Here is a 13,881-nt window from a genome sequence, read left to right as displayed (position 1 = left end):
AATTATGTGCTTTGGGCTTTAATTCTGAGCATCAGATTGAGCTGAGGCTGTTTGATTGACTTCAACCACTGAACTTCTTTCATCCAGCTTAATGAACAAGGCCAATCCACCCATCGCAGCCATGCCCCAGAAAATATTCGCTCCCCAAAGCTCATAACCCCAACCACTTAAGGTGGTCATTAACGCGATAAAGGCACCTAATGGAATCGCGTTGTACAGAGCTTGCAGGGCAACCATCTTGTTCTGTTCTTCAGATTGGATGTATTGAATCGCCGCGATGTGTGCCATGGCGAATGTCACCCCGTGCAGCAACTGAGCCACTATCAATACTGGAATCGCAATCGTTGATGCTGTGATACCCCAACGAGCCATTACCCCGATGCCAGCAATCACAAACAGAGTGCGCAATGATAATCCAGCAAACAATCGCTTGCTCAGAGCAAATACAGCCACCTCAGCAACCACAGCCAAGCTCCACAGATAACCGATGATCGCCTCAGAGTGCCCCGCCTCTTTCCAGTAAATCGCACTAAAGCTGTAATACGCGGCGTGGCTTCCTTGAAGCAGTGCCATCAATGCAAGAAACTTCACTACCGACGATTCACGTAATAGTTGACCAAGTTTAGGTCTTTCAGCGACTTGCTCTGATTCTGTCACCGGCATTACGTTCGGGTTTCTCATCGCGAACAACAGAGAAACCAAAACTCCTGCCAGCGCAGTATACAAAATCATATCCGTGCCAAATTCAGCCACCAGATAACCAACCACCGTTGAACCAGCAATAAATGCCACTGAACCCCACAAACGTGTACGTCCGTAATCAAGCATCTTGAGACGGCTGTAATGGTTCGCCATTGCATCAGAAAGCGGAATAATCGGTCCATAGCAGAGGTTGAACATTACCGTTGCTAGCAACATCAATAAAAAGCTACCACCAGTAAAGAAATGGAAACCAACAAATAATAGCGCGACAAAACTGAGGCAACGCAATGCTGGTATTAAATGCTCAACTTTATGGATACGTGGGGTGATCACAAAGTTGGCAACACAACGCGTAGCCAAACCCACACCAATCAATACGCCAATGTCCCCTGCAGAAACGCCTTGGTCTTCAAACCACAGCGCCCAAAATGGCAGATAAACGCCATAGGCAAAAAAGAAACCAAGAAAATACTGGGATATCCAGCCATAAGGGGAAGGATTAAACATAGGCGACCTATAAAAATGTGTGGAACAAGGAAGCGCCAATTATGCCTAGGTCACAAAAGATGAAAAAGGGAATTATTGAAGAGATAGTATTCCTGTATTCAATGAATATCGATATCCCATTTGAGTGAGGTATCCGGCGCTCACCCGCACCCACGATCGCATTTAGACTAAAGTCGTCTGGAGCTTCGCTGGTAATTTGTCAGACTGAAAAGAGACTCCTACTTCTTTCGATGCTTATGCCTGATAAATTTAATATGCAGCACCCGCCTTTCGATAGCCTGTCCGACACGGAGCAGTTAACGCTGCGTTCCTCATTGGATGTGGTTTATTACCGAGCACACGAGGTGATATTGGAGGCAGACCGCCCTAGTCGCCATCTGCATATTCTGATTAAAGGAGCCGTAGAGGAGCGCGCGAGCAGCGATGGAGAGATCTACGCACATTATGCCAATGACGATATCTTCGATGTACGAAGTCAGTTTGAGCCTCACACCAAACACCAATATATCGCACTTGAAGATACGCTAAGTTATCTACTGCCAACCGAGACCTTTCTCGAGCTGTACCACGCCAATGGCCAGTTTGCCGCTTACTTTGATAGCAACCTTTCGACACGAAAAGCGCTAATTGAAGCTGCCCAACAGCAACAAAATCTTGCAGAGTTCATACTGACCAAAGTGGACGAGTCGATCTATCACCCTCCACTGATACTGGAACCCAGCCAACCAATCAACCAAGTCACTCAAACCCTTAAAGAGCAAGGGTTGGACTCGGCTCTAATTCATTTAGAATATGATGATCCAAAAGCTTTTGGATCATCATGTACCTTTCCGTATGGAATCGTCACTCGAACCAATTTATTGCATGCTGTGATGCTCGATAATTACCCATTGGATGCGCCTGTCGGTGAGATCGCAACCTTCCCGGTGATGCACGTGAACCAAGGCGATTTCTTATTTAACGCTATGATTACCATGACCAGAAATCGAGTGAAAAGGTTGATGGTTTGTGATGGTAAAAATGCGGTCGGCATGGTGGATATGACACAGATCCTCAGTGCATTTTCCACACACTCTCACGTTCTCACTTTGCGTATTGCTCGTGCCACCAGCGTTGAAGAGTTGGCTATGGCCTCTAACAAACAGCGTCAACTGGTCGAGAGCTTACTCAGTAATGGGATTCGCACACGCTTTATCATGGAACTGATTTCTGCGGTCAACGAACAGATCATAGAGAAGGCTTTTGAGTTGATTATCCCTCCTGCACTGCATAACCACTGCTGCCTAATTGTGTTGGGTTCAGAAGGTCGCGGAGAGCAAATTCTCAAAACCGATCAAGACAACGCTCTGATTATTCAAGATGGTTTGGAGTGGCATCAATGCCAAAGTGCCATGAACGACCTAACCCATACATTGCAGCAATTGGGTTACCCACTATGTCCGGGCAACGTGATGGTCAACAACCCGAAATGGGTGCATTCAGAACAAGAGTGGAAGCAAACCCTCACCAGCTGGGTAAGCAAAGCAACGCCAGAGACAGTGATGGATATCGCCATCATGTCGGACGCACACGCCGTAGCGGGTAACAGGGAACTACTAAAACCAGTGAAGCAGCACCTCAGTGATTTAATGCTAGGACAAGAGTTGATTTTGACGGAATTCTGCCGCCCAGCGCTTAACTTCTCAGTACCCCTCACTCTATTTGGCAATGTGAAGCAATCCAAGTCAGGGCTCGATATCAAACAAGGCGGTATTTTCCCTATAGTGCATGGTGTGAGAGCACTTTGTCTTGAGCATGGTGTCACCGTAAACAACACCTTCGAACGCATTGAGCAGCTGGTCAGCAAGAAGGTATTAGAGCAAAGCACCGCGGATAATCTCAGTGAAGCACTCAAGCAATTCTTTAAGTGGCGCTTAGCCCAAAGGCTTTCTCAACAGCACAGCAGCAACAAAATTAACGTCAAACTGATGGAGCGAGCAGACAGAGATTTGCTTCGTCATAGCCTGCACGTGGTGAAGAAATTCAAGCAATGGCTCGGCTACCACTATCAGATACGAGATTAGGCAATTGAACGATGAATAGGTTGGTTCGCTATTACTGGCATCACAAGCTCAAAGGCTCTCTTTACCAGCCTCTGTTTACTGCGCCTATTGATCATGAATATGTATCGCTCGATTGTGAAACCACCAGCCTAGACCCTAATCAGGCGGAATTAGTCACTATTGCCGCGACCAAGATCATCGGTAACCGAATCATTACCAGCCAACCTTTTGAAGTCCGATTGCGCGCCCCGCAATCGCTCGATTGCAATTCAATAAAAATCCACCGCATTCGTCATCAAGATCTAAAGCACGGCATCGAAGAAAAACAGGCTTTAGTTGAGCTACTGAACTTCATTGGTAATCGTCCTTTAGTCGGCTATCACATCCGCTATGATAAAAAAATTCTCGACCGCGCCTGTTTAAAACAACTTGGATTTCCACTGCCTAACCGATTAGTCGAAGTAAGCCAACTCTATCAAGACAAACTCGAAAGACAGCTGCCCAATGCCTATTTCGATCTCAGTATGGATGCCATCTGTCGCCAGCTCGATTTACCGATTCCAGTCAATAAACATGATGCATTACAAGACGCTATCTCCGCTGCGCTGATCTTTGTGCGCCTGAAACATGGTGATCTACCTCGTTTCAACTCTTCTTATTCTTAATTCAACCACTGGCGCTTCACATAGAGAGCAACATCTCAAAAATGAACTTAACTCGCTATTTTGTAAGTGAAAAGCAGCGTCTCATCCTAAAGTCTAATTGTGGAAATCGCCGTCCTAGCCGAGAGTGATAACACAAAGATGGTTCTGTAATAGACCTAGAAACTGAACACAAAGGAAGTTGCCAGTTCATTAGGAATGTAGGCACAAGGAGAGATGCAATGAGTGAAGCCCACGTTTATCCGGTAAAAGAAAATATTAAATCAACCACACACGCGGATAATGACACTTACCTAGCCATGTACCAGCAATCTGTTTCTGACCCTGAAGGCTTTTGGGGTGAACACGGAAAAATCGTTGATTGGATCAAGCCTTTCACACAGGTAAAAAACACCTCTTTCGACCCTGGCCACATCGACATCCGCTGGTTTGAAGATGGCACGCTTAACGTTTCGGCTAACTGTATCGACCGCCACCTTGCTGAACGCGGTGATGAAGTCGCTATCATCTGGGAAGGCGATGACCCGGCAGATGATAAAACTCTAACTTTTAATGAACTGCACAAAGAAGTGTGCCTGTTTTCGAATGCTCTAAAAGAGCAAGGCGTACGCAAAGGTGATGTGGTTTGTTTATACATGCCAATGGTGCCAGAAGCGGCAGTAGCAATGCTGGCATGTACCCGTATCGGTGCGGTTCACACGGTAGTATTTGGTGGTTTCTCACCAGAAGCACTGTCTGGTCGTATTATCGATTCAAACTCTAAAGTCGTTATCACTGCCGATGAAGGCGTGCGTGGCGGCCGTGCGGTTCCACTGAAGAAAAACGTCGATGAAGCTCTGACCAACCCTGAAGTGAAGAACATCGAGAAGGTTGTAGTATTCAAGCGTACTGGCGGTGATGTGGCTTGGCATGAACACCGTGATGTGTGGTGGCATGATGCTATTGCAAACGTATCGGCAGATTGCCCACCAGAAGAGATGAACGCAGAAGATCCACTCTTCATCCTTTATACATCAGGCTCAACGGGTAAACCTAAAGGTGTTATGCACACCACAGGTGGTTACCTTGTTTATGCAGCGATGACATTTAAATACGTGTTCGATTACCAAGAAGGCGAGACTTTCTGGTGTACAGCCGATGTGGGCTGGATTACGGGTCACACATACCTTGTTTACGGGCCACTAGCTAATGGTGCAAAAACTATTTTGTTTGAAGGCGTGCCAAACTACCCGAACACAAGCCGTATGAGTGAAGTGGTCGATAAGCACCAAGTGAATATTCTTTACACAGCACCAACTGCGATTCGTGCATTGATGGCGAAAGGCAATGAAGCCGTTGAAGGCACATCTCGTGACAGCCTAAGAATCATGGGCTCAGTAGGCGAACCTATTAACCCTGAAGCTTGGGAGTGGTACTACAAAACGATTGGTAACGAACAGTCTCCAATTGTCGATACTTGGTGGCAAACAGAAACGGGCGGCATCTTAATCGCACCGCTACCGGGCGCAACCGATCTAAAGCCAGGTTCAGCGACGCGTCCATTCTTTGGTGTGCAACCTGCGTTAGTTGATAACATGGGTAATATCATTGAGGGTGCAACAGACGGCAACCTAGTCATTCTAGACTCTTGGCCAGGCCAAATGCGTACCGTTCATGGCGATCATGACCGCTTCGAACAGACTTACTTCTCTACATTTAAGGGCATGTACTTCACCAGTGACGGCGCTCGTCGCGATGAAGACGGTTACTACTGGATTACTGGTCGTGTCGATGACGTACTTAACGTCTCTGGTCACCGTATGGGTACTGCTGAGATTGAATCTGCTCTAGTAGCGTTCGATAAGATTGCAGAGGCTGCGATTGTCGGTATCCCTCATGATATTAAAGGCCAAGCAATTTACGCTTACATCACGCTGAACGATGGTGAGTTCCCAACCGCAGAGCTTCATAAAGAGGTGAAAGACTGGGTACGTAAAGAAATTGGACCAATTGCAACGCCAGATGTACTGCACTGGACTGACTCTCTGCCAAAAACTCGTTCAGGTAAAATCATGCGTCGTATCCTACGTAAGATTGCTACCGGAGATACAGGTAACCTAGGTGATACCTCAACACTAGCCGACCCAAGCGTGGTTGATAAGCTGATTGCTGAGAAAGCAGAACTGGCATAAGCAACCCGTTACACCCTGAATTACTGTTTAAAACAGACCTTACCTAAACCGTCACCTATGTGGCGGTTTTTTTATGGCTGATCTTGATCTCAAATATCCTCGACAAAATTAAGGCTATGACGCTTTTTTGTTAAGTTGGTAACAATTCCACGCTGTATCAATAGGAGATTAGACCAGTAAATTGCTGCGATTTGCGCTGAATTAGCTATAATCTGGTTCTAATTTTTAAATTTGGGTTTTTCTCACTGGAAATTAACCCCAAATTTTCAATAAAATGGCAACATTCACGTTCGTAAACACGATAAAGGAAGATAGCCCCACGATGTCTACAAAGTTTCGCATTCTAGTTTTAAATGGCCCAAACCTTAACCTGTTAGGCCTTAGAGAGCCTGCACACTACGGTTCTCAAACACTTGACCAGATTATTAGCTCACTGACCGAGCAAGCGAAAGCACACGATGTTGAGCTATCTCACTTACAGTCAAATCGCGAGTATGAACTGATTGAAGCGATCCATAGTGCTTATCAAAATGTTGATTTTATTATTATCAACCCAGCAGCCTTTACACATACCAGTGTGGCACTGCGTGATGCACTACTTGGCGTTGCAATCCCATTTATTGAGGTCCATCTATCGAATGTTCACGCACGTGAGCCATTCCGTCACCACTCTTACCTATCTGATAAAGCAGAAGGTGTGATTTGTGGCTTAGGTGCCCAAGGTTATCAATTTGCTTTGACCGCTGCGCTCAGCAAGCTCAACTCAAAGTAAACATAAACAACGAACTATTACTAACCTACTCAGTCAAAGAGTAAGTTCAATTAACAGATAAAGAGAAAGAAACAATGGATATTCGCAAAATCAAAAAGCTAATCGAATTGGTTGAAGAGTCTGGTATTTCTGAGCTAGAAATCTCTGAAGGTGAAGAGTCAGTACGAATCAGTCGTAACAGCACTGCACCTGTAGCACCTGTTCAATATGCAGCAGCTCCAGCTCCTGTAGCAGCGGCAGCAGCTCCTGCGGCGGCACCTGTAGCAGCAGAAGCAGCGGCACCTGCAGTTCCAGCGGGCCACCAAGTTCTTTCTCCAATGGTTGGTACTTTCTACGGCGCTCCAAGCCCAGACGCAAAACCATTCGTTAAAGTTGGTCAATCTGTAACTGCTGGCGAAACTCTATGTATCGTTGAAGCAATGAAAATGATGAACCAAATCGAAGCTGATAAATCTGGTGTTGTAACAGCTATCCTAGTTGAAGACGGTCAACCAGTAGAATTCGACCAAGCTCTAGTAATTATCGAATAATAGAGAGCACTCATTATGTTAGATAAATTAGTAATCGCGAACCGTGGTGAGATTGCACTACGTATTCTGCGTGCATGTAAAGAGCTTGGCATTAAAACGGTAGCGGTTCACTCAACTGCTGACCGTGATCTTAAGCACGTACTACTTGCAGACGAAACCATTTGTATCGGTCCAGCTCGTGGTATCGATAGCTACCTAAACATCCCTCGTATCATCAGCGCAGCTGAAGTTACAGGTGCAGTAGCAGTTCACCCTGGCTACGGCTTCCTATCTGAAAATGCAGACTTCGCAGAACAGGTAGAACGCAGTGGCTTTATCTTCGTTGGCCCTAAAGCTGAAACCATTCGCATGATGGGTGACAAAGTGTCAGCTATCACGTCAATGAAGAAAGCTGGCGTACCTTGTGTACCAGGTTCTGACGGTCCTCTTGATGACGACGAAGCGAAAAACAAAGCGCACGCTAAGCGTATTGGCTTCCCAGTAATCATCAAGGCATCTGGCGGCGGCGGCGGTCGTGGTATGCGTGTTGTTCGTTCTGAAGCAGAGCTAACAGAAGCTATCGCGATGACTCGCGCTGAAGCAAAAGCATGTTTCAACAACGACATGGTTTACATGGAGAAATTCCTAGAAAACCCACGTCACATTGAAGTACAAGTGCTTGCAGATGGCCAAGGTAATGCTATCCACCTAGGTGAGCGTGACTGTTCAATGCAGCGTCGTCACCAGAAAGTTGTGGAAGAAGCGCCAGCTCCAGGTATCACTGAAGAGATGCGTAAGTACATCGGCGAACGCTGTACACGTGCATGTATTGAGATCGGTTACCGCGGTGCAGGTACATTTGAATTCCTATACGAGAACGGTGAGTTCTACTTCATCGAAATGAACACTCGTATTCAGGTTGAGCACACGATTACTGAAATGGTAACGGGTATCGACCTAGTGAAAGAACAGCTACGTATTGCAGCTGGTCAGCCTCTATCATTCACTCAGGATGATATTAAGCTGCGCGGCCACTCAATCGAATGTCGTATCAATGCTGAAGATCCAGTTCGTTTCCTACCTTCACCAGGTAAGATTGAACGTTTCCACGCACCAGGCGGCATGGGCGTACGTTGGGAATCTCACATCTACACTGGTTACACAGTGCCACCACACTACGATTCAATGATTGGTAAGCTGATCACTTACGGTGAGAACCGTGATGTGGCTATCGCTCGTATGAAGAACGCATTGGGTGAAATGATTGTTGAAGGTATTAACGTTAATACTGAGCTTCAACTGTCTATTATGAACGACGAAAACTTCCAACACGGTGGTGCAAACATCCACTACCTTGAGAAGAAACTTGGTTTGTCATAATCCGTTCGTTTAAGAACAGTCAAAATGCTCACTTCGGTGAGCATTTTTGTTTTTGAGCCGCCGAAAAACTCAATCTTTAATCCCCATTATATTCCGTGGGGTTTTGGTGAATTTGCTCATATTTTCTGCTAGACTCGCCATCCAATTTTTCTCATATAGAAGATGCAGCCATGCCTTGGATTCAAATCAAGCTTAATGCTACCAATGAAAATGCCGAACAAATCGGCGACATGTTAATGGAAGAGACTGGTGCTCTTTCTGTAACTTTCCTGGATGCACAAGATACCCCTGTATTTGAGCCTCTGCCGGGCGAAACTCGCCTTTGGGGTGATACTGACATTCTCGCGCTTTACGACGCTGAGACTGATACTGGTGTCGTTCTAGCGCAGATTAAAGCAAGTAACATGTTCCCTGCAGACTTTGCTCATAAAGTAGAGCAAATTGAAGACAAGGATTGGGAACGTGAATGGATGGACAACTTCCACCCAATGAAGTTTGGTGAGCGTTTATGGATCTGCCCTAGCTGGCGCGATATCCCTGAACCTGACGCTGTCAACGTAATGCTAGACCCAGGCCTTGCATTTGGTACCGGTACTCACCCGACAACGGCACTGTGTCTTGAGTGGCTTGAAGGCTTAGACCTGACAGGCAAAACCGTAATCGACTTCGGTTGTGGCTCAGGCATCCTAGCGATCGCGGCGATCAAACTAGGCGCGGCAAAAGTTATCGGGATCGATATTGATCCTCAAGCTCTGCTTGCATCAAAAGACAACGCACAACGCAATGGCGTTGCTGAACAACTCGAAGTGTTCTTACCACAAGATCAACCGGAAGGTTTGCTGGCTGACGTTGTTGTTGCCAACATTCTTGCAGGTCCATTACGCGACCTTTCTGGCATCATCAAAGGCCTAGTTAAGCCAAATGGTGTGCTTGCGATGTCGGGTGTTTTAGATACACAAGCGGAAGATGTGGCGACTTATTATCGTGATGAGCTTCACATTGATCCGATCATTGAACAACAAGAATGGTGCCGAATCTCAGGTCGCAAGCAAGGCTAGACAAGACTTTGGGCGCTAATTGACTGAAATTTAAACAAATTACAAAAACAAATTGTAAATGCTCAAATATTAGTCTTTTCACGCAGCGAAAAAATGCGTAAAATGCGCGCCCTTGCTGGTACAGAACTGTGATGACATTTTTGAAAATCGGAAATTATCAACTTAAGAACAATCTAATCGTCGCTCCTATGGCTGGCGTAACGGATAGACCATTCCGTGAGTTGTGTCTTCGCTACGGTGCGGGGATGGCAGTCAGTGAAATGATGTCCTCCAATCCGAAAGTTTGGAAAACGTCAAAGTCTCAGCAGCGTATGGTACATGAAGGCGAATCGGGCATTCGTTCAGTACAAATCGCTGGTGCAGATCCGCAGCTTATGGCCGAGGCTGCTCAATTTAATGTCGATAACGGTGCGCAAATCATCGATATCAACATGGGTTGTCCAGCTAAAAAAGTGAATAAAAAGCTTGCGGGCTCAGCCCTACTGCAGCATCCAGAACTCATTGAAGACATTCTGAAGGCGGTGGTAAATGCTGTCGACGTTCCAGTAACGTTGAAAACGCGCACAGGCTGGGATACAGACAATAGAAACTGTGTCCAAATCGCGAAAATAGCCGAAGACTGCGGCATACAAGCTCTTGCGCTCCATGGAAGAACTCGCGCTTGTATGTACAAAGGTGAGGCAGAATACAAACACATTAAAGCAGCGAAACAAGCAGTATCTATTCCGGTTATCGCTAACGGTGATATCGATAGTCCGGAAAAAGCGAAGTTTGTGCTGGAGTACACCGGCGCTGATGCTTTAATGATAGGTCGACCTGCCCAAGGACGTCCTTGGATTTTTAACGAAATCCTACACTATTTGGAAAACGGCACCACGATGGACCCACTCCCGATTTCGGAAGTGAAAGACATCATGCTTGGTCATGTGCACGCTCTACATGAATTTTATGGAGAGTTTTTAGGCCCTCGCATCGCTCGTAAGCATGTGGGTTGGTATCTAAAAGAACATGAACAAGCGAGTGAGTTTCGCCGTACCTTCAACGCATTCGAAGCAGGTGATCTGCAGCTTGAAGCGCTAGAAGGTTTTTTTGATAACGTTGCACCATAATTACGAGAAGAGCTAGACCGAATATGTTCGAACAAAATCTGACTTCAGAAGCATTGACAGTAACTACAGTTACATCACAAGACCAAATCACGCAGAAGCCACTACGTGACTCAGTTAAAGCATCATTGAAAAATTACCTTGCTCAATTAAACGGTCAAGAAGTCAGCGAGTTATACGAATTAGTATTAGCTGAAGTTGAACAGCCACTACTAGACACTATCATGCAGTACACTCGCGGTAACCAAACTCGCGCAGCAACCATGATGGGTATTAACCGCGGTACTCTTCGCAAGAAACTTAAAAAATACGGCATGAACTAATCGTTCTTTCGTAATTTATTGAATTGAAAGCCAAGCTCATTTTTGAGTTTGGCTTTTTTTTGGCTTGTCGAACCGTGATAGGTAGCTGATTACTCTCCAGTGCGACAACAGCGCCCTTTGTCGACGTTTGCTGAATCCAAGGCTGCCAGAATAGAACAATGGCTTGCATCGTCGTCCACGTGGCCACAACACGCATCATTAATCTTTTTAAGTGCGGTGCGAATCTTAGTTAACTCGGTAATCTTCTCATCAATCATCTCTAGTTTTGCTGAGGTAATCGACTTCACTTCGGCGCAACTGTGCTGTGTGGCCTCGAGACGAATCTCAAGCAATTCTTTGATTTCATCTAAACTCAGCCCTAACTCTTTAGATTTGAGAATAAACGTCACCTGCTTTTGGTTATTTTCATCATATAAGCGATAACCCGACTCACTGCGACTGGCTGGCGCGATCAGGTTATTCTTCTCATAAAATCGCAAGGTATCGGCTGTTACACCGCATCGTTTCGCTAATTCACCGATCTGAAACATGTTTTTTCCTACTGTTTCGTCCATTCCACAATTAACCTTATCGTTACTTTTCAGGCTGAAATGGCACTTTTCATAATTAATTTTGAGATGCCAAACGATTGCGCGAGCTTTTTTGTAATAAATTAGTTAGAATCTGCGCCATCAAATTTGGAGTTGGTTATCTTATAGCTTAATCATAAGACTAACCCAAAAGGTCTTTACCAAAACTGGCCAATATTTTATCTCTTACTGGTATCTAAGATAATCCACGCTAAGAAGATAGAAACAAGTTCTTTTTTGGCAAATATCTTTATTTTAACCCCATGAATTTGAGGAAGATGGAAGCATGAATAACGCTCGTCCAATTCGCCGCGCTCTAATCAGCGTATCAGACAAAACTGGTATCGTTGAATTTGCACAAGCTCTTGCTAACCGTGGTGTAGATATCCTATCTACCGGTGGCACTGCTCGCCTGCTTGCTGAAAAAGGCATCTCTGTTACAGAAGTATCTGACTACACTGGTTTCCCAGAAATGATGGATGGCCGTGTTAAGACTCTGCACCCAAAAGTTCATGGTGGTGTTCTAGGCCGTCGTGGTCAAGATGATGACGTGATGGAAACTCACGGTATCAACCCTATCGATATGGTTGTTGTAAACCTATACCCATTCGCAGAAACCGTTGCTAAAGAAGGTTGTACCCTTGCTGACGCTGTTGAAAACATCGACATCGGTGGTCCAACAATGGTTCGCTCTGCAGCGAAAAACCACAAAGACGTCACTATCGTTGTTAACGCACACGACTACGAGCGCGTTGTGGCTGAAATGGACGCGAACGAGAAATCTCTAACGCTAGAGACTCGCTTCGACCTAGCTATCGCGGCATTCGAGCACACCGCTTCTTACGACGGCATGATCGCTAACTACTTCGGCACTATGGTTCCATCTTACGGTGCCTCTCTACTTGATGAAGAAGGAAAGAAGGCTGACGAAGAGTCTAAATTCCCTCGCACGTTCAACCAACAGTTCGAGAAAAAACAAGACATGCGCTACGGTGAGAACAGCCACCAAGCTGCTGCATTCTATGTTGAAGCGAACCCTGAAGAAGCATCTGTTTCTACTGCTCGCCAAATTCAAGGTAAAGCCCTTTCTTACAACAACATCGCTGACACCGACGCAGCACTTGAGTGTGTGAAAGAGTTCGACCAGCCAGCATGTGTGATCGTTAAGCACGCTAACCCATGTGGTGTTGCACTAGGTGAAGACATCCTAGAAGCTTACGACCGTGCATTCAAAACAGACCCAACGTCTGCATTTGGCGGCATCATCGCTTTCAACCGTGAACTAGACGCAGCAACAGCAACGGCTATCACTGAGCGTCAATTCGTTGAAGTTATCATTGCACCATCAGTTTCTGCTGAGGCAGTAGAAATCGTAGCGGCTAAGAAAAACCTTCGTCTACTTGAGTGTGGTGAGTGGACAACTAAGACGACTGGCTTTGACGTTAAACGCGTTAACGGTGGCTTGCTAGTTCAAGACCGCGATCAAGGCATGGTGTCTGAAGATGACCTGAAAGTGGTTTCTAAGCGTCAACCAACAGCTGAAGAATTGAAAGATGCTCTATTCTGCTGGAAAGTAGCGAAATACGTTAAATCTAACGCTATCGTTTACTCGAAAGGCGACATGACAATTGGTGTTGGCGCTGGCCAAATGAGCCGCGTTTATTCTGCGAAAATTGCAGGCATCAAAGCTGCTGACGAAGGTCTACAGGTTGAAGGTTGTGTAATGGCATCAGATGCGTTCTTCCCATTCCGTGACGGTATCGACGCGGCAGCAGAAGCTGGCATCAAGTGTGTTATCCAACCGGGCGGCTCTATGCGTGATGACGAAGTTATCGCAGCAGCAGACGAACACGGCATGGCGATGATCTTTACTGGCATGCGTCACTTCCGCCACTAATTTCCTCTTCGTATTTGGCACTGTGGCGTCGTTAGCTGCTTTCGTCCACCCCGGTCACATAGCGGGCTATGTGACCGGGGATGGGCTCAATTGCTGCCTAGCCACATCACCAACTACTTTGAGCAGAATTTATAATTTTGTTTTTTAAATATTCCGATATTTGAAATACGTAGAGCAAGTCAG

The 13,881-nt window shown here is 45.9% G+C and carries 12 protein-coding genes; 10 read left to right on the top strand and 2 right to left on the bottom strand.

Going from position 1 to position 13,881, the window contains the following annotated elements; genetic code table 11:
- Positions 1 to 18: 18 nt before the first annotated feature.
- On the bottom strand, positions 19 to 1,209 hold the full coding sequence (locus BCV39_RS05175) for a 3-phenylpropionate MFS transporter (protein WP_099165046.1): 1,191 nt from the start codon (positions 1,207 to 1,209) through the stop codon (positions 19 to 21).
- Between the two features lie 230 nt (positions 1,210 to 1,439).
- Here BCV39_RS05175 and BCV39_RS05170 point away from each other — a divergent pair, with 230 nt between their 5' ends.
- The 9 genes from BCV39_RS05170 (at position 1,440) to fis (ending at position 11,232) form a co-directional block, all read left to right on the top strand.
- Positions 1,440 to 3,272 (top strand): DUF294 nucleotidyltransferase-like domain-containing protein, encoded by a 1,833-nt coding sequence (locus BCV39_RS05170; protein WP_102433243.1) that lies wholly within the window; start codon positions 1,440 to 1,442, stop codon positions 3,270 to 3,272.
- 11 nt (positions 3,273 to 3,283) lie between these two features.
- On the top strand, positions 3,284 to 3,916 hold the full coding sequence (locus tag BCV39_RS05165; protein ID WP_048663023.1) for a 3'-5' exonuclease: 633 nt from the start codon (positions 3,284 to 3,286) through the stop codon (positions 3,914 to 3,916).
- 218 nt (positions 3,917 to 4,134) lie between these two features.
- Positions 4,135 to 6,084, top strand: coding sequence for an acetate--CoA ligase (gene acs, locus BCV39_RS05160; RefSeq protein ID WP_009844693.1), 1,950 nt, complete (start codon positions 4,135 to 4,137; stop codon positions 6,082 to 6,084).
- Between the two features lie 322 nt (positions 6,085 to 6,406).
- Positions 6,407 to 6,856: a type II 3-dehydroquinate dehydratase gene (gene aroQ / locus BCV39_RS05155; protein WP_010435475.1), complete on the top strand. Its 450-nt coding sequence runs from the start codon at positions 6,407 to 6,409 to the stop codon at positions 6,854 to 6,856.
- 74 nt (positions 6,857 to 6,930) lie between these two features.
- Positions 6,931 to 7,386 (top strand): acetyl-CoA carboxylase biotin carboxyl carrier protein, encoded by a 456-nt coding sequence (accB, locus tag BCV39_RS05150; protein WP_048659206.1) that lies wholly within the window; start codon positions 6,931 to 6,933, stop codon positions 7,384 to 7,386.
- A gap of 15 nt (positions 7,387 to 7,401) precedes the next feature.
- The gene (gene accC, locus BCV39_RS05145) at positions 7,402 to 8,745 is read left to right on the top strand and encodes an acetyl-CoA carboxylase biotin carboxylase subunit (protein WP_017062706.1); all 1,344 of its coding nucleotides are present in this window, start codon (positions 7,402 to 7,404) and stop codon (positions 8,743 to 8,745) included.
- Positions 8,746 to 8,915: 170 nt separating this feature from the next.
- The gene (gene prmA / locus BCV39_RS05140) at positions 8,916 to 9,803 is read left to right on the top strand and encodes a 50S ribosomal protein L11 methyltransferase (RefSeq protein WP_009844690.1); all 888 of its coding nucleotides are present in this window, start codon (positions 8,916 to 8,918) and stop codon (positions 9,801 to 9,803) included.
- Between the two features lie 140 nt (positions 9,804 to 9,943).
- Entirely contained in the window at positions 9,944 to 10,912 is a 969-nt protein-coding gene (gene dusB, locus BCV39_RS05135) for a tRNA dihydrouridine synthase DusB (RefSeq protein WP_032546269.1), read from the top strand.
- Positions 10,913 to 10,935: 23 nt separating this feature from the next.
- Complete coding sequence (fis, locus tag BCV39_RS05130) at positions 10,936 to 11,232, top strand: DNA-binding transcriptional regulator Fis (protein WP_004729744.1); 297 nt, start codon at positions 10,936 to 10,938, stop codon at positions 11,230 to 11,232.
- Positions 11,233 to 11,321: 89 nt separating this feature from the next.
- Here fis and zntR read toward each other — a convergent pair whose 3' ends face one another.
- Complete coding sequence (gene zntR / locus BCV39_RS05125; protein WP_048659207.1) at positions 11,322 to 11,762, bottom strand: Zn(2+)-responsive transcriptional regulator; 441 nt, start codon at positions 11,760 to 11,762, stop codon at positions 11,322 to 11,324.
- Between the two features lie 325 nt (positions 11,763 to 12,087).
- Between zntR and purH the strand changes: the two genes are divergently transcribed.
- Complete coding sequence (gene purH, locus BCV39_RS05120; protein ID WP_102433244.1) at positions 12,088 to 13,698, top strand: bifunctional phosphoribosylaminoimidazolecarboxamide formyltransferase/IMP cyclohydrolase; 1,611 nt, start codon at positions 12,088 to 12,090, stop codon at positions 13,696 to 13,698.
- Positions 13,699 to 13,881: the final 183 nt, after the last annotated feature.

Source organism: Vibrio sp. 10N.286.55.E10 (genome assembly GCF_002872555.1).
Classification (GTDB): domain Bacteria; phylum Pseudomonadota; class Gammaproteobacteria; order Enterobacterales; family Vibrionaceae; genus Vibrio; species Vibrio crassostreae.
Note: the sequence above shows the minus strand (reverse complement) of the source record. Positions and strands in the feature narration are given on the sequence as shown.